The organism is Mucilaginibacter mallensis (assembly GCF_900105165.1).
GTDB lineage: Bacteria > Bacteroidota > Bacteroidia > Sphingobacteriales > Sphingobacteriaceae > Mucilaginibacter > Mucilaginibacter mallensis.
The window spans coordinates 2,933,824-2,950,150 of the sequence record NZ_LT629740.1 but is presented as its reverse complement, the minus strand read 5'-3'; the positions used below and the strand labels follow the sequence as shown (position 1 = coordinate 2,950,150).

Sequence of the window (16,327 nt, the reverse complement as noted above, 5' to 3'; positions counted from 1 at the left end):
ATTTTACGACAAACCTCAACTTAAGAGGTTGAAGTTTGTTAAGTATAGATATTATTTAAACATTTACCAGCTTGCTAATAGATAATCACGGCAGACCCATTAATTACCTTCGCCTGGCTGTAACAGACAGGTGTAACCTGCGCTGCTTTTACTGTATGCCCGAGGATGGCTTGAATTGGCTATCTCGAAAGGAATTAATGAGCTATGAGGAGATGCTGCGTGCCTGCACTTTGCTGGTAAGTATGGGCATTCAAAAAATACGCATTACTGGAGGCGAGCCATTTGTACGCAAGGATATTATGTCGCTTTTGACTTCAATTTCTGAGCTAAACGGACTGGATGAGTTAAGCCTGACTACAAATGGCGTGCTTACAGCACCTCACGTAGCGCAGCTGAAAAATATTGGAGTAAAATCGGTAAACCTGAGTCTGGATACATTGGATGCCGGCAGATTTTTCGCAATTACACGCCGGGATGAGTTTGCAGCAGTAATGACAACCTTGGATGAATTACTAAAGCACGACATCGAAGTAAAAATAAATGCCGTGGTAATGGATGGCAAAAACACACAGGATATTATACCGTTAGTTGAGCTTACCAAAGAACTGCCTGTGAGTGTTCGATTTATTGAAGAAATGCCTTTTAATGGCGATGGGCATATTTATACTGGTTTAAATTGGGATTACATCCGTATACTGGACGCGATAAAAGATCATTTTCCGGAGATTAAGAAAATGGAGGACCCTGCATACTCTACTGCGTATAATTATCATATACCGGGGCATATGGGGAGTGTGGGGATAATTGCGGCTTACTCCCGTACTTTTTGCGGTACTTGTAACCGGATTCGTATCACACCACAGGGCACATTAAAAAATTGCCTGTATGATAATGGCGTTTTAAATGTGAAAGATTTAATACGGGAAGGAAAAAGTGATGAAGATATAAAAGAAAGCCTGTTAAATGCGTTTAATAACAGGGTGAAGGATGGATGGGAAGCAGAAAGCTTAGTGAGCACAGGTATACATGAATCAATGGCCACAATTGGCGGATAAAAAATAATAACACATGATAACCGTAGAAGAAGCCGAAAAAATAATACAGGCAGAGCTAAGAGATTATGGTGTAGAGATTATGTCATTTGAGCTTACTTTAGGCAGGGTATTAGCCGAAAATATTAAAGCAGATCGTGATCTGCCGCCGTTTAACCGCGTTACCATGGATGGGGTAGCGGTTAATTATAATGCTATTGAAAATGGGGTTAGCTCCTTTCATATTAAAGCGACACAAGCAGCAGGCGACCCTCCGGCAGAGGTGCATGAGGCAGATCATTGTATTGAGATTATGACCGGCGCGGCATTACCATCATCAGTTGATACGGTGATAAGGTATGAGGATCTGGAGATAAGGGCTGGTTTAGCTAGTGTTTTGGTTAGCCATAACCACATAAAGAAAGGCCAGAACATACATTTTCAGGGTCGCGATAAGAAGCAGCATGAAATTGTTGCTAAATCCGGGCAGATCATATCCCCGGCAATAATTAGTCTGGTTGCATCGGTTGGGGAAACTGAATTAAGGGTAAAGAAATTACCCAGAGTTGTAGTTATTTCCTCCGGCGATGAATTGGTTGAGGTTGAGCAAACACCATTAGTTTACCAGATCAGGAGATCAAATAATTACACTGTAAAAGCTGTTTTACAACAGCATGGTATTGAAGCTGCTATGCTGCATATTCCGGATGATCCGGAGATCACAAAAAAGCTCATTCAGCAATGTTTGCTTAATTATGATGTGATATTGCTTAGCGGCGGTATATCCATGGGTAAGTTTGATTATATCCCCAAGGCGCTGGAAGAATTAAATGTTCAGCAACTTTTTCATAAGGTAGAGCAAAGGCCTGGTAAGCCACTCTGGTTTGGTAAGCATGAAAATGGGGTAGTGGTATTTGCCTTCCCGGGCAATCCGGTAGCTACTTTTATGTGCCTGCATCGGTATTTTCTAACCTGGCTACAGGCAACACTTGGTTTAAAGCCACAAGTTCCCGTATATGCCGTGTTGGATAGAGATTTTAACTTTCTACCATCGTTGAAATATTTTTTACAGGTACATCTGCAGGTAAACGAAAGCGGACAATTAACGGCTATACCCATTGAAGGGAATGGGTCAGGTGATTTTGCTAACTTAGCTGATACCAATGCTTTTATGGAACTGCCTTTAGAGAAAAATCATTTTGCAAAAGGTGAAATTTACGAGGTGTGGATGTTTAAAGGTTTATTTTAATATGAGCGAGAAAATTTTAACCCATCTGGATGAACAAGGGCGCGCTACTATGGTAGACGTTAGCGGGAAAGTTATTTCACAACGTACTGCTACAGCTCAAAGCATAGTTTCATTACCTGATGAGGTTTTAGCTCAGCTGGAGAATGGAGATCTTAAAACTAAAAAAGGCTCGGTATTTCAAACAGCTGTTATCGCAGGCATCATGGCGGCAAAAAAAACCGGCGATCTGATACCGCTCTGCCACCCACTGGGTTTAGATAATTGTAAAATTGATATCCAACTAAATGATGATAACGATGTTGTTATTAATTGTACCGCAACTATCACAGCTAAAACAGGGGTGGAGATGGAAGCCTTGGTAGGTGCATCAATTGCAGCTTTAACAATTTATGATATGTGTAAGGCCCTGAGCCATGATATAGTAATTAAGGAAACCAAACTGATAGCAAAAACAGGAGGTAAACGTGATTTCAAAAGGTCATAGAAAACATGCGGATCTCGCACGGCCATTAAATGGAAACTTTGGGCGTAATGAGTGGGCTATTATTGGTGCGCCATGTACAACTATAAAGGTATTAGCTGATAATATTATTCAGGCTTTATCGCCTAAATACAAATGTGCTTATGCTGATACCTCGCATAATGATGATGAGGTTTTATCGCCTGGCCGTTTAGCAAGTGGTGCCATTCTGGAATATACCGATCAGTTGAATTATCAACAATTCAATTATAATGCACTTGTTACCCCGTTTAAACAAAGACAATTATTTGCTGAAGCTGATTTGGTGTTGATCAATGGTAATCATCAGCAGGCAAAGGCGCAGGTGGTTATTATCGATCTTAATAAAGAAGCATCGTTACAGAAAAGGATTGAGCAATTAACTGATGTGCAATTGATTTTATTAGCTGATAATGTTAATGATATTTTCGATTTTGTAAAAGAAGCTATACCCAACTGGCAGCAGATCCCGCTTTATGCTTTAGGTGATACCGAAAAGATTATCGGCTTTTTTGCTGATAAAATGCAACAGGCAAAGCCGGGTTTAAACGGTCTGGTATTGGCAGGTGGGAAAAGTATGCGTATGGGTTTTGATAAAGGTGCAGTTAAGTGGTATGAAAAAGAGCAGCGCTATCATATGGCTGATATGCTAAAACCACTATGTAATGAAGTTTATATTTCCCGTAATTCCGACAAACAGGATGTTGATGTAAGTTATTCATCTATCACAGATACTTTCCTTAATTTAGGCCCGTATAGCGGTATTTTATCAGCATTTCGTGAAAAACCAGATAGCGCATGGTTGGTTGTAGCTTGTGATCTGCCTTTGCTGGATACAGATACGCTGAATTATTTAGTCGCTAATCGCGACACGTCGGCTATAGCCACGGCATTTCATAGCGAAACGAGTGAATTTCCTGAGCCTTTGATCACCATATGGGAACCGAAGAGCTACCCGGTACTGTTGTCGTTTTTGGCGCAAGGCTATTCATGCCCGCGCAAGGTTTTGATAAATGCAGAACCCAGACTATTACATGTTCCTAATCCAGGAGCTTTGACCAATGTTAATACACCGGAAGATCTGGAAAAAATTAAGAAAGTACTTCACCAAAAAATCGCGACAGCATGATTACCGAAGACTTTACACGTTATAGCTGCCAAATGGCTTTACCCGGTTTTGGTGAAGCTACACAAGAGCTTTTGCAAAAGGCAAGGGTGCTGGTGGTTGGTGCAGGCGGACTGGGTTGCCCTGCAGCGCAGTATTTAGCGGGCGTAGGTGTTGGGACTTTAGGCATAGCCGATTATGATGCTGTTTCATTAACCAACCTGCATCGCCAGATACTATATACACCTGCTGATGCGGGGTTAAAAAAAGCGGTAATAGCAGCTGATATCCTGCAAAAACAAAATCCGGGAATTAAATTAATAGCACATGATATTAAGATTACTTCGGATAATGTGATGGATCTCATCGCTCCATATGATATCGTGGTTGACTGCACCGATAATTTTGAAACCCGTTACCTGCTTAATGATGCCTGTGTTTTGAGTGATAAGCCGATTGTTTACGGTGCTATTTACCAGTTTGAGGGGCAGGTAGCTATCTGGAACGTGAGAAATTCCTGTGGTGTGCCATCGTCTAACTATCGCGACCTGTTTCCCCAAGTAAATGCCGCTCAGATCCCTAATTGTGCCGAAGGAGGTGTAATACCTACCCTGGCCGGTATAATTGGCTGTATGCAGGCTAATGAGGTAATTAAATACATTACCAAAGCCGGCGATCTGCTGGCGGGCAGGGTGTTGATCTTCGATGCACATAGCATGCAAAGCCGGATAATTAAGATAGGCTATGCAAGCAAAACAAATATTACAGGATTAACAGGCACTATTATTATTCCTACTATGTCGGTAATTGAGGTAAGAAGAGGTCTACTAGATGATACCATAGAACTGGTTGATGTACGCACCGACCAGGAACGCGATGTTATTGACATTGGCGGCATACACATGGAAGCAGATGAGGTAGAAGATAACCGGGATTACTTAACCAGCGGAAAACCCAAAGTGCTATACTGCTCATCTGGCAAACGCAGCGGTGAGGTGGTAAAGGCCATCAAACAGAAATTCCCGGATGCGAAGATTTATTCGTTGGAGGGTGGCTTACAAAATTGGTTTCTGAATCAATAAATCCGTTTAATCATGGTTCTTACGGATGTGCTGCAACCCAAACCTCACCATCCTCAAAAATCTCTTTTTTCCAGATAGGTACGGTTTGTTTCAGCGTGTCAATAACGTAACGACAGGCTTCAAATGCTGCGGCGCGATGTGCTGTTGATACGGCTATGATAACAGGTACTTCGCCAACTGCTAAAGTTCCGGTTCGGTGATGGATCAATAACCTTTGTATGGGCCATTTGCTGATAGCTTCTGCAGCTATCTTTTCCATTTCAGTGATGGCCATTTTTTCATAAGCCTCAAACTCTAATCGTATCACGGCTTTGCCCTTGGTTGCATTACGCACTGTGCCGATAAATACGTCTATTCCGCCGGATTCAGGCAGCATCACCCAATCAATACATGATTGGATGTTAAGCGGCTCGGATGATATTTGAATTTGAGTTTGCAAGGTTTCTATAAATAGTTTATCACCCTCCGCTCACCGGCGGTATTACAGCAATTTCATCGCTCTCGTGTATCGTATCACCCAAAAGAGCATACTCATTATTAACTGCTATCATATATGATGCCAGCTGTTTCAGTCGCGGGTATTGATTTTCGAGAGAATATTTTAAATTATATACAGTGGCATCATTGGCCAATTCCAACCTAACAGTTGAGCCCCCGAATATATCCTTTGCTATCCCAAATGCCAGTACGTTGATGTTCATTTGCTTTGTTTATTTGATGTTGACAAACTTGAGCACCGTTTGTTTAAAATTAAACAAATATCGCATTTTTTATGCGTTAAAAGCAGAACAATAAGCTTATATGAGTTGTATATTTGATATATGCCAGCCAGTTCAATCACACATTTGCCGATTACTAAGGTAAGTCGCGTTGTAAGCACAGAAGCATTAGATGCGCTTGCCATTGAAGAACCTTTGGAGATAAGGCTGGAACATGGTACTAAAGAAAATCGCCAGGTACAAAATATCTCCGTTACTATGCGTACACCCGGCCACGATGCCGAACTGGCTTTAGGTTTTCTGTTTACAGAGGGTATTATCCAAAAACAGGAAGATATCGCCAAAATAGATCATTGCTTTATAGCCTGCGCTGAGAATAAGGAAAATGTAATACAGGTAACATTAAGTGAAGAAACTATACCTAACCTGCGCAATACCGAACGCAATTTTTATACAACGTCAAGCTGCGGCGTTTGTGGTAAGGGATCTATAAATGCTATACGCACGGTAAGTGCTTATGATCATCAGCCGCAAATAGATAATTTTATTAATGCTGAACTATTACACCAATTGCCCGCAATATTAAGCCGGCATCAAAAGGTCTTTGCAGATACCGGTGGATTGCATGCCTCGGCACTATTCACATCAACAGGCGAATTGCTATTGGTACGCGAGGATGTTGGCCGGCATAATGCTTTGGACAAACTTATTGGCGCAGCTTTAAATGAAAATTGGTTGCCTTTAAATAAGCATATCTTATTGTTAAGTGGCAGGGCAAGTTTTGAACTAGTGCAAAAAGCAGCTATGGCAGGTATAACCATCATTGCCGCAGTAGGGGCTCCATCAAGTCTGGCAGTGCAATTAGCTGAAGAATTTAATATTACGTTAATAGGATTTTTACGCAACGAACGTTTTAATATTTATACAACCGCACACCGAATCTTAATCACAGAACATGAAACTACGCATTAAAAGCAACTCGTTACGCTACAGGCTCACACGTACTGATGTTGATAGTTTAGCTAGGGAGGGATACCTGGAAGAACAAGTGAGTTTTGCAGGGAATCCTCTCATTTATGCATTGCAATTAACTGAAGGTAAAGAGCTTACATCCAGTTATATCGACAATAAGATCACTATGTGCATGTCACGCAAAATGATCAGCGAGTTGATAAATACCGACCGCGTTGGTTTCGAAAACAAGTATGGAGCGCTGGAATTACTTGTAGAAAAAGATTTTGTGTGTTTGGATGAGGTTGATGAAGATCAAAGCGATAATTACCCAAACCCGCTCACCCAAAAGAAGAAAGGATAATGTCATGAACAAGAACGTAGAACAACCCGATGCTGAAAATCCCGAAGAATTGCTGGATCTGAAAGTAACGGAACCTAAAAAATGGGCGGCTGGTATCCCAGCTGTTACAGCTGCACTGACTGATGTTTTTCAGGAAGCAGGCTTGGTGCGTGGTATGGAAGGCCTGTTCCACATGAATAAAAAAGGTGGGTTTGATTGCTCCAGCTGTGCATGGCCTGATCCGGATGATGACCGCTCTCCAGTTGCGGAATATTGTGAGAATGGCGCTAAAGCACTGGCTGAAGAAGCGACCACTAAAAAGCTGACAGGCGAGTTCTTCGCCCAAAATTCAGTTGCTGAATTGGCAAAATTGAATGATTATGAAATAGGTAAAAAGGGCAGGATTGCAGAACCTGTATACTTACCAAAAGGCGGCACGCATTACGAACCTATTAGCTGGGATGATGCCTTTAAAAAGATTGCATATCATTTAAATAGACTCTCATCGCCAAATGAGGCTGCATTTTACACTTCTGGCCGTACCAGTAACGAAGCTTCGTTTACTTATCAGTTATTCATAAGGGAATATGGTACCAATAACCTGCCCGATTGTTCGAATATGTGTCATGAGTCATCAGGCTCAGCGCTTACGCCAACTATTGGTATAGGCAAAGGCACCGTAACGCTGAATGATTTTTACGATACAGATGTGATCATCATTATTGGACAAAACCCGGGTACAAATCACCCGCGTATGCTTACGGCTTTGCAAAAAGCTAAAGATAACGGCTCAAAGATTATCGCTATAAATCCACTGCATGAGGCTGGGTTAATGGGCTTTAAAAACCCGCAGAATGTTAAGGGAATACTGGGCATTAAAACACAACTGGCCGATCTTTTTTTGCAGGTAAGAATAAACGGTGATATGGCCCTGTTAAAAGCTATTGAAAAATTGCTGTACGAAGCGGAAGTTAAAGAACCCGGTAAGGTATTCGACCAGGATTTTATAAGGGATAATACGTTAGGCTATGCTCAATTTCTGCATAGTTTACAACAGCATAAAGTAGACGAACTTGCAGAAAAATGTGGCGTACCGCTATCGCAAATACAGGAGACTGCGGAAATGCTGAAATATAAGAGCCGCATCATTATTTGCTGGGCAATGGGTGTTACACAGCATAAAAATGGGGTTGATACTATAAAGGAGATCGTTAATTTAACAATCCTCAAAGGCAGTATAGGTAAGCCGGGAGCAGGATTATGCCCGGTGCGCGGGCATAGCAACGTACAGGGCAACCGCACCATGCTGATATTTGATAAGCCAACAGAAAAGCAACTGGATAAACTAAAAGAGGTTTATGGCTTTGAGCCACCTCGTGAACACGGACTGGATGTAGTGGAATCCATCAAAGCGATGCACGAAGGCAAGTTGAAAGTATTTTTCTCGATGGGAGGAAATTTTCTTTCGGCTACACCGGATACCAATTATACAGCTGACGGGTTGCGTAAAATGAAACTTACGGTAAGCGTTTCAACTAAACTTAACAGGAATCATTTAGTGCATGGTGAGGAATCTATCATACTGCCAACACTTGCCCGCAGTGATAAAGATATGATAAATGGTGAAGCGCAATTAATTAGCTGTGAAAATTCAATGGGTGTTGTACAGATGTCGAAAGGGATATTGGAACCAGTTTCAAAGGATTTACTAAGTGAAAACCAAATAGTATGCAGGTTGGCGAAAGCTACTTTGGGTGATAGAACAGTTGTGGATTGGGATAAATATGCCCAAAGTTATGATGCTGTACGCGATGATATGGAGAAGGTGATCCCCGGGCTTGAAAATTACAATAAACGGGTACGGGAACCCGGAGGCTTTTACCTACCCAATGCTCCGCGAGAAGGGAAATTCACTGGTGAAAATATGGGGGGTAAAATACCTTTTACCGTAACTGAATTAACCGAGCATAAACTGGAAGATGATGAATTTATAATGATGACCATCCGCAGTCACGACCAGTTTAATACCACTATTTATGGTTTAGATGACCGCTACCGTGGTATCCATAATGAGCGCCGGGTAATATTCATGAATGAAAAGGATATACATAAAGCCGGCTTTAAAGCAGGGGATAAGGTTGACCTGTTCAATTATCATAGTGGTAAGGAGCGTGCTGCACGCCTATTTGTGATCGTAGCTTATAATATCCCGGAAAGTAATACTGCAACCTATTATCCCGAAACCAATGTGCTGGTGCCGATTGATACGGTGGCTAAGACGAGTAATACACCGACATCTAAGATGGTTATTATTAAGATTAAGAAGCATGAATCCTAAACGTGTGTCATTGCGAGGAGGAACGACGAAGCAACCTCGTCGCGTTCAATATATAAGCGACGAGGTTGCCACGCTATCACTCGCAATGACATTATGAATAAATTATTTTTATTTGTAAGTCCAATATCATATAAACTATCATTTCCATAGGATTAATAGTAAATGTAAAAAATTACTACATTTGCTTAAGCGTTATAGGCTTGTACAAAATTTAATACCATAAATATAACATATCATGAGTTTACGATTAGGTGATGATGCACCAAACTTTAAAGCACAGACTTCACTAGGTGAAATCGATTTTTATGAATTTTTAGGCGATAGCTGGGGCGTATTATTTTCGCATCCTGCGGATTATACACCGGTGTGTACCACTGAGTTAGGAAGAACAGCTTCATTAAAATATGAGTTCGAGAAACGTAATGTTAAGGTTGCTGCTTTGAGCGTTGATTCTGTTGAATCGCACAAGTTATGGATCAATGATATTAACGAAACACAGAATGTTGAAGTTAACTTCCCCATCATAGCTGATGAGAACAGGGCAATAAGCGAAGCTTATGACATGATTCACCCGAATGCTTCATTAACAGCTACAGTTAGGTCATTATTTATTATCAGCCCGGATAAGAAGATCAAACTGATCATTACTTACCCTGCTTCAACAGGCAGAAATTTCCAGGAAATTTTAAGGGTGATTGATTCATTACAATTGACCGCTAACCACAGCGTTGCCACACCGGCCGACTGGAAAGACGGGGAGCGTGTTGTAGTATTGCCATCTATCAAAACAGAAGATATCCCGGCTAAATTTCCTAAAGGGTTTGAATTGGTAAAACCTTACTTAAGGTTAACACCACAGCCGAATAAATAAGAATCTGAACCAAGATTTATTGGATTTAAAGATTTACATGATGTTATTATAATGGCCATCTTTAAATCCGATAAATCTTGGTTTTAGTTTAGCTTTGTAATATGAATTGTCCGATTGATTTTGTTAGTATAAATGAAAACAAGGCCCGTTTAACGGCTTTTTTTGTTTTGGTATTGTCTGTTGTTTATTTGGTAACAGGCTTTTGGCTGATCATCGCTTTTTTACTATTTGATTTTGCTTTAAGATCTTTTAACCTGGGCAAATATAGCGTGCTTGGCTTTTTGAGCGATGCCATTATCAAGCAACTCAAAATAAAAAACAAGCCTGTTGACCGCGCCCCTAAAAGATTTGCCGCCATGGTAGGGTTGGGCTTTACTGTAGCTATACTTATTTCGATTTTTTTCGATCAAACAATTATTGCTGTTTCCCTTGCAACAGTATTATCTTTATTCGCCTTATTGGAGGCTTTCTTCGCATTTTGTGCGGGGTGTCATGTGTATTCCATAGGGAAAACAATCGCTAATAAATTTTAATTAACTGAAAATTAATGTATTATTAAAAATATTCAATTATATACTACTAAATATATAGGCATTATAGTATATTTGTCTTATTAATACTTCAATATCAATGCAACAACGTAATTCAATCATAAGCGCTCGCCAATTTTTAAAGTCAGCCGACTTCAAAAATATGATGATGCCTATATGTTGTTGCTGTTATAGCTTATAAGCTATACCTCCAGAATCTCCATTAATACTTCCTGAACTTTTAACTGATCTTATTATAAAATTATGTACTATTTATTTACCAACCTGTTAAAATACTACAAAGTAGTATATGGCTTATATCGCTGTTGTTAACCGCTTAACCCCAAATTAATTAATACCGCTGAGCGGTACGCGTTTTAAACCTTTAATACTATAAGCATGTTAGCAACAACAAATAAATATCCATTTTTTGAATTGGCGGAGATTATTCCTGAACTGAATTTTGAATTTAAATCATACAAGCCTTTAAAACCTGTAAAATCAGGAAACTATATTCCCGATTTTACTTTGAACAACCTACATGAGCAATGGCAGCAGTTTTATAATGGTGCCGAAACACATGGCCCGGTATTGTTGAGGCAGTTGTTGAATAAACCGCTGGTTATCAGCTTTTATTCGCATCACTGGAAAGAAGCAGGCTTGGATCAGCTAAAGCAGTTAAATGCCCTGCAGCATGAGATAAGAGCCAATGGCGGTAATCTGCTGGTCATCAATGATGAAAGAGAAAGCGGCCTGCAAAAACTGGCATGGGAAAACAGTCTGTCGTTAAATTTTTATTTCGACAAGAATAATCACATCGCTAAAAAGTTCAGGATCTATTCTGAAAGTAACCCTGCCTGGAACAGGTTTTCGGGCATTGATGCCAATATCCCTTTGTTAGCTACTTATGTGATAGATCCATCGCAGCGGGTTGTTTATGATTATATTGATGAAGATTTTATTAAACCTTTTCCGTCAAAAGAGATCCTGTCAGCGGTATATGAATCTGCATTGATCGTTAATAACAAAAGATCTGCATAAGAATTAGTCCCCCAATATCCGTAGAGACGCAATACTTTGTGTCTCTTTTTTGTTTATACACCGCAAATCTTTATATTAGCAGCAGGAAATGGTGTCTTCCTTTTAAAAACCGCGATTGCTGATGGCGCCTGCAAATTCATCTTAAAGCTATGCTTTAGGATATAAATTATTATGCAGGTGAAAAAAAGCAACATTATCCTCTCAAATCTATCACAGTATACCGGTGAATTGAAAAACAAGATCTTCACTTCTGAACATTTCGGCATTATAAAATATACGCTCCGCTGGACGATATTGATAGCTCCCGTTGCTATAACAATTGGCAGTATGGTCGCATTGTTTTTGTGGCTGTTAACTACTGCTATTCATTTTCGTTTTGCACATACCTGGTTATTGTTTCTGTTGCCTGTGGCGGGTGTTCTTATCCATTTTATTTATAAGTGGGCCGGCAAATCTGCTGAAAAAGGGAATAACCTAATCATTGACGAGATACACGAACCTGGTGCAGGCGTACCTGCGCGTATGGGGCCAATCATACTTATAACTACGGTTATTACGCATTTATTCGGTGGTTCTGCGGGGCGGGAGGGTACGGCAGTACAGATAGGCGGCAGTATTGCAGCTTTGTTTGGCAAATGGTTTAAATTAACCAATAGCGATATGCGCATGCTGCTTACAGCAGGTGTTGCGGCAGGCTTTGGTGCTGTGTTCGGTACGCCTTTAACCGGAGCTGTGTTTGCAATAGAAGTGCTTACTATTGGCCGGCTAAAATATGATGCTTTGTTACCCGCACTTATTGCAAGTATCATTGGCGATATTACAGTCGCGGCCTGGGGTATTCACCATACGGCTTATCATATTGATATAATAGCTAAAATGCCCTATTTCCTATCGGACTATTTGCCTGTGGATTTGTTGTTATTTGTAAAGGTTATTATCGCCTCGGCAGCGTTTGGTTTGGCCAGTTATCTTTTTGCTTTGATGGTGCATGAGATAAAAGCCATGTTTACGAAGCTTTTCAGCATAAAATGGCTGATTCCAGTTTTTGGTGGATTGATCATCATAGCGCTTACTTATGCTATTGGTAAGCCAGATTATTTAAGTTTAGGTGTAGATGCGCAATATCCCGGGGCGGTTACCATACCATCGGCATTTCATGCTGGTGGATCCGATACCTGGAGCTGGTTGTGGAAAACCATATATACAACCTTGACACTCGGAACCGGGTTTAAAGGAGGGGAGGTAACGCCTTTGTTTTATATTGGAGCAACATTGGGCAATACTTTATCGGGCTTATTAAATGCGCCCGTGAGCTTGTTTGCGGCATTGGGATTTATAGCTGTATTTGCCGGCGCGACCAATACGCCTTTAGCCTGTACCTTTATGGGGATTGAACTTTTTGGCGGCGAGCATGCATTACTATTCGCTATTGCATGTTTTACGGCTTATTTTTTCAGTGGTAATTCAGGCATCTATACATCACAGCATATTGCGGTGCCCAAAATATTTGGCGGTTATTTCTCGGATGAGAAGTCGTTATCTGAAGCTAATAAACGGCGCGGGTACTTATACAGCAAGTTATATAAATATAGTCGTCATAGTAAAAGCAAGGAAACAGGAAGTAAATAGCCTTTACGTTTTAAGCGTTTTTTGTTTGTTGCGCAGCATGATCATTGCTTTATCAGCCCGCACTTTCCGGGTATCTTCCTGTTTGGCAGACCCTACCCAATCACAATAACCTTGTTTGTATGATTTCGACAGGCTTTCAAAAAACTCATTGGCTTCCGGCTCTTTGTCAAGTAAAATCTGTAATTCGGCCGGTGTGCCTTCAATATGTTCTCCTTTTTTCAGCATGATATTTTTGATTTAAATATAAAGGATGGAAACAATATTGGCAATCAAAAAAAAACTCTGTGAACTTTGTGAAAAGCCTCAGTGTCCTTTGTGGTTAATTTTTACCACAGAGATCACAAAGAAATGGCACAAAGTGCACAGAGCAATTATATTTTATTAATAAGCGGCAGTAAAGCGTTCGCGGCTGTGTTTGTGTTGTTCAATTTCATCAACAATAACCAAAGCCAGGTCTTCAACCGACAATATGCTCCGGCCTTCGGCATTAAATACGGGATTCTCATTGCCTAAGCGGTAAGTGCCTTTGCGTACACCCGATGTGCCATGGTGCATTTCAATTGCCGGACTTAAAAACACCCAATCGAGTTCAGTTTCCTTCTTAATTTCACTCAGGTAATCACGCGCTGCAGTTGCACCGGCCTTATATTCTGCCGGGAATTGTGGTGAATCAACAAGCTGTTTGCCATCAATAAACAAGCTGCCCGCGCCACCAACAACCAGCAAGCGCTTTACGCCCGATTTTTTAACGCCTTCCTGAATAGCTTTTGATCCTTTAAGAAAATCATCGTAAAGATTTGGGTTTGCCCAGCCGGCATTGAATGTGTTTATAGCTATATCCGCTCCTTTAACAGCTTCGGCAAGTTCATCAACATTGGTTGCGTCTGCCTTAACAATGGTCAAACCCGCTTGTGCTTCCAGTTTTTCAGGGTTACGAACTATGGCTATAACGTCATGACCTTTTTGCAGTAATTCATTTAATACCGCTTTTCCTACGAAGCCTGATGCTCCAATTAATGCTACTTTCATTTTTTTTAATTTATTTAGATATGATAGAATTGAAATACTGTAATGTTATTTATTACAGTATTAGTTAAATTTTTTTATTTGAATTTCTTTACAAAATCAGCCAGTGTTATGGTGCTTAATTTATTGATGAGTGCATTATCCGCCTGCGTGTATAGCTCGATCAAATGATCGTTAATTTGTTTGCCAACCAGGCAATCAGGATTCGGTCTATTGGCCTTACCAAGCAGGGGAGTAGAGTTTACTGCGTGGTAAACATCCGAAAGCAGGATCTTATCAGCTGGTTTGGCTAATATTGCTCCGCCGCCTTTTCCTTCCTTAGTTTCAACTAAGCCGTGTGTACGTAAGGTGATTAATGCTTTGCGTACCATAGCCGGATTAATGTTAATGCTCCCCGCCAGATAGGCAGATGGGACAACACCCTCGGTTACGGTTAGTAACGTGAGTATATGTGTAGCAGTAGCAAATTGAACATTATCCATTCTGTAATTATTTTTATTACAGTACAAATGTACGGCTTAATTTACTTTCAGCAATAGATAATAGAAAATAAGAGATTGAAATGACCAATCAATATTCAGCAAATGCTTCATCCGGGTAGCACCATAGCCAACGTTCGCCTTCTTCGGCCGAGGCTATAACAGGGTGGTGAGTGGCATGATAATGCTGGGTCATATGTTTATGTGGGGAATCATCGCAGCAAAGTGTTATGCCGCAGGTTTGACAGGTACGCAGGTGTACCCAGTCCTGGTTATGTTTAATACATTCCTCGCAAACATGATCGTCGCTGAGTTTTACAGTTTTTATTGCAAGAAGGTGCGCGCAAAGTTCCTGATCTGCCATGTAGTAAAAATAATAAAATTATACTGAAGATTTATATCAAACAGAAATGACGGGACTATCAGCCAAAAAGAACAATTGATTAAAAAACGATTTTATCTTTTCCAGTAAGCCCTGTGGCTTGTTTTCTTTTGCAATGATAGTATCTTGCTGTCCCGATTCATCAGGAGGTGTATCAGTTCCTTCTATCTCCTCCAGGATAATATGCCGGATATCTGGTACGCGGTTTACGATCTCGTCAAGTTCAACAAGATCAGAAAAAGATGCCTCGCCATTCTTTTGTTTCTTAATTAATATCTCAAAACGTTCCTGTGAAAAGGTAACGCGCCTTAGTCCTTTACGATGTTTCATGCTGACATCCTTATATATTGTTATTGCATGCTCAAATAGAATGCCACGGTGATAATGTGCTGATTATCATTGAACTTTAAATTATTAAACAAAGCTACAGTACAATATTGATACAATCAACTGTTCGCTTTCGTGCAGCTGATTATATATAATTATCAGGTACGCGGTTTAAGACTATAGCCGAGCCAAACATTAAAAAAACCTGTAATAATAAAGCCTATGGCAACAAACAGGATAATGGTCATGGAGCCGAAAACTACATCAAACAATATCAGCAGGCCAAAAATGACGGTTACAATGCCACCTAATTTGTTTACCCATGATGCGCCAAGAATACGGGAGAGATTAAATAAGGCGATCCCCCTGAAAATGAACCACAGGCCTACCAGTATACGCAATATTGCCACGCTGGTAGCTATATGGCTCATAAATACAATGCCTAATATCACTTCTAATATCCCCAGGCCCAAATGCCAGTTGCGATTGCCGGAACTGCGACTGTTTGATACGTGCAATAGCTCAGAGATACCTGCCAGCAATATCATCAGCCCAAATAAAAAACCTAGGGCTACAACGCTTGTAGCAGGAGAGGCAATCATGTAAATACCTACCAGGATAAACAATATCCCTCTTATTAAAAGCAACCACCACTGGCGGAAGCCACCATCGACTGATAATTCCATGTTTTTTCTTTTTAACAGGAACTTACGGAGGTATGAAAA

At 40.6% G+C, this 16,327-nt stretch carries 20 protein-coding genes and 1 riboswitch; of the genes, 12 read left to right on the top strand and 8 right to left on the bottom strand.

Annotation, left to right across the window (positions count from 1 at the left end; genetic code table 11):
* Positions 1-71: 71 nt before the first annotated feature.
* From moaA to BLU33_RS12165, 5 genes are read left to right on the top strand one after another with little or no spacing between them, the layout of a single operon-like run.
* Complete coding sequence (moaA, locus tag BLU33_RS12185) at positions 72-1,055, top strand: GTP 3',8-cyclase MoaA (protein WP_091372979.1); 984 nt, start codon at positions 72-74, stop codon at positions 1,053-1,055.
* A 13-nt stretch (positions 1,056-1,068) separates the two neighbouring features.
* The gene (locus tag BLU33_RS12180) at positions 1,069-2,280 is read left to right on the top strand and encodes a molybdopterin molybdotransferase MoeA (RefSeq protein ID WP_091372976.1); all 1,212 of its coding nucleotides are present in this window, start codon (positions 1,069-1,071) and stop codon (positions 2,278-2,280) included.
* 1 nt (position 2,281) lies between these two features.
* On the top strand, positions 2,282-2,764 hold the full coding sequence (gene moaC, locus BLU33_RS12175; RefSeq protein WP_091372974.1) for a cyclic pyranopterin monophosphate synthase MoaC: 483 nt from the start codon (positions 2,282-2,284) through the stop codon (positions 2,762-2,764).
* Positions 2,745-3,908 (top strand): NTP transferase domain-containing protein, encoded by a 1,164-nt coding sequence (locus tag BLU33_RS25385; protein WP_197684605.1) that lies wholly within the window; start codon positions 2,745-2,747, stop codon positions 3,906-3,908. Before moaC ends, BLU33_RS25385 begins: the two co-directional genes overlap by 20 nt.
* Positions 3,905-4,966 (top strand): HesA/MoeB/ThiF family protein, encoded by a 1,062-nt coding sequence (locus BLU33_RS12165; protein WP_197684604.1) that lies wholly within the window; start codon positions 3,905-3,907, stop codon positions 4,964-4,966. The genes BLU33_RS25385 and BLU33_RS12165 overlap by 4 nt, the downstream gene beginning before the upstream one ends.
* 19 nt (positions 4,967-4,985) lie before the next feature.
* Here the strand turns inward: BLU33_RS12165 and BLU33_RS12160 are convergent, their stop codons facing one another.
* Together BLU33_RS12160 and BLU33_RS12155 are read right to left on the bottom strand one after the other, a co-directional pair.
* On the bottom strand, positions 4,986-5,405 hold the full coding sequence (locus BLU33_RS12160; RefSeq protein WP_091372971.1) for a molybdenum cofactor biosynthesis protein MoaE: 420 nt from the start codon (positions 5,403-5,405) through the stop codon (positions 4,986-4,988).
* 19 nt (positions 5,406-5,424) lie between these two features.
* A complete protein-coding gene (locus tag BLU33_RS12155) occupies positions 5,425-5,667 on the bottom strand; it encodes a MoaD/ThiS family protein (RefSeq protein WP_091372968.1) in 243 nt (80 codons plus the stop codon).
* 120 nt (positions 5,668-5,787) lie between these two features.
* Here BLU33_RS12155 and fdhD point away from each other — a divergent pair, with 120 nt between their 5' ends.
* From fdhD to BLU33_RS12120, 7 genes are all read left to right on the top strand, one after another.
* On the top strand, positions 5,788-6,657 hold the full coding sequence (fdhD, locus tag BLU33_RS12150; protein ID WP_091372965.1) for a formate dehydrogenase accessory sulfurtransferase FdhD: 870 nt from the start codon (positions 5,788-5,790) through the stop codon (positions 6,655-6,657).
* Complete coding sequence (locus BLU33_RS12145; protein ID WP_091372962.1) at positions 6,641-7,000, top strand: DUF7009 family protein; 360 nt, start codon at positions 6,641-6,643, stop codon at positions 6,998-7,000. The genes fdhD and BLU33_RS12145 overlap by 17 nt, the downstream gene beginning before the upstream one ends.
* A gap of 4 nt (positions 7,001-7,004) precedes the next feature.
* On the top strand, positions 7,005-9,317 hold the full coding sequence (locus tag BLU33_RS12140) for an FdhF/YdeP family oxidoreductase (RefSeq protein WP_091380459.1): 2,313 nt from the start codon (positions 7,005-7,007) through the stop codon (positions 9,315-9,317).
* A 235-nt stretch (positions 9,318-9,552) separates the two neighbouring features.
* Entirely contained in the window at positions 9,553-10,188 is a 636-nt protein-coding gene (locus tag BLU33_RS12135) for a peroxiredoxin (RefSeq protein ID WP_091372960.1), read from the top strand.
* A gap of 101 nt (positions 10,189-10,289) precedes the next feature.
* On the top strand, positions 10,290-10,721 hold the full coding sequence (locus tag BLU33_RS12130; RefSeq protein WP_091372957.1) for a DUF4395 domain-containing protein: 432 nt from the start codon (positions 10,290-10,292) through the stop codon (positions 10,719-10,721).
* 396 nt (positions 10,722-11,117) lie between these two features.
* Positions 11,118-11,759 carry a redoxin domain-containing protein gene (locus BLU33_RS12125; RefSeq protein WP_091372954.1) on the top strand — a complete coding sequence of 214 codons (642 nt, stop codon included), beginning with the start codon at positions 11,118-11,120 and terminating at the stop codon, positions 11,757-11,759.
* A 75-nt stretch (positions 11,760-11,834) separates the two neighbouring features.
* Positions 11,835-11,897, top strand: a riboswitch (Fluoride riboswitch).
* Between the two features lie 33 nt (positions 11,898-11,930).
* Positions 11,931-13,388 carry a voltage-gated chloride channel family protein gene (locus BLU33_RS12120; protein ID WP_091372951.1) on the top strand — a complete coding sequence of 486 codons (1,458 nt, stop codon included), beginning with the start codon at positions 11,931-11,933 and terminating at the stop codon, positions 13,386-13,388.
* A 3-nt stretch (positions 13,389-13,391) separates the two neighbouring features.
* Here the strand turns inward: BLU33_RS12120 and BLU33_RS12115 are convergent, their stop codons facing one another.
* The 6 genes from BLU33_RS12115 to BLU33_RS12090 all read right to left on the bottom strand — a co-directional run bounded on the left by BLU33_RS12115 (position 13,392) and on the right by BLU33_RS12090 (position 16,288).
* On the bottom strand, positions 13,392-13,613 hold the full coding sequence (locus tag BLU33_RS12115) for a YdeI/OmpD-associated family protein (RefSeq protein WP_091372948.1): 222 nt from the start codon (positions 13,611-13,613) through the stop codon (positions 13,392-13,394).
* A gap of 156 nt (positions 13,614-13,769) precedes the next feature.
* On the bottom strand, positions 13,770-14,417 hold the full coding sequence (locus tag BLU33_RS12110) for an NAD(P)-dependent oxidoreductase (protein WP_091372945.1): 648 nt from the start codon (positions 14,415-14,417) through the stop codon (positions 13,770-13,772).
* Positions 14,418-14,491: 74 nt separating this feature from the next.
* Entirely contained in the window at positions 14,492-14,896 is a 405-nt protein-coding gene (locus tag BLU33_RS12105; protein ID WP_091372942.1) for an Rrf2 family transcriptional regulator, read from the bottom strand.
* Between the two features lie 88 nt (positions 14,897-14,984).
* Complete coding sequence (locus tag BLU33_RS12100; RefSeq protein ID WP_091372940.1) at positions 14,985-15,257, bottom strand: UBP-type zinc finger domain-containing protein; 273 nt, start codon at positions 15,255-15,257, stop codon at positions 14,985-14,987.
* A gap of 36 nt (positions 15,258-15,293) precedes the next feature.
* Positions 15,294-15,605: a hypothetical protein gene (locus BLU33_RS12095; RefSeq protein ID WP_091372937.1), complete on the bottom strand. Its 312-nt coding sequence runs from the start codon at positions 15,603-15,605 to the stop codon at positions 15,294-15,296.
* Between the two features lie 155 nt (positions 15,606-15,760).
* Positions 15,761-16,288 carry an HdeD family acid-resistance protein gene (locus BLU33_RS12090; protein ID WP_091372935.1) on the bottom strand — a complete coding sequence of 176 codons (528 nt, stop codon included), beginning with the start codon at positions 16,286-16,288 and terminating at the stop codon, positions 15,761-15,763.
* Positions 16,289-16,327 lie beyond the last annotated feature (39 nt).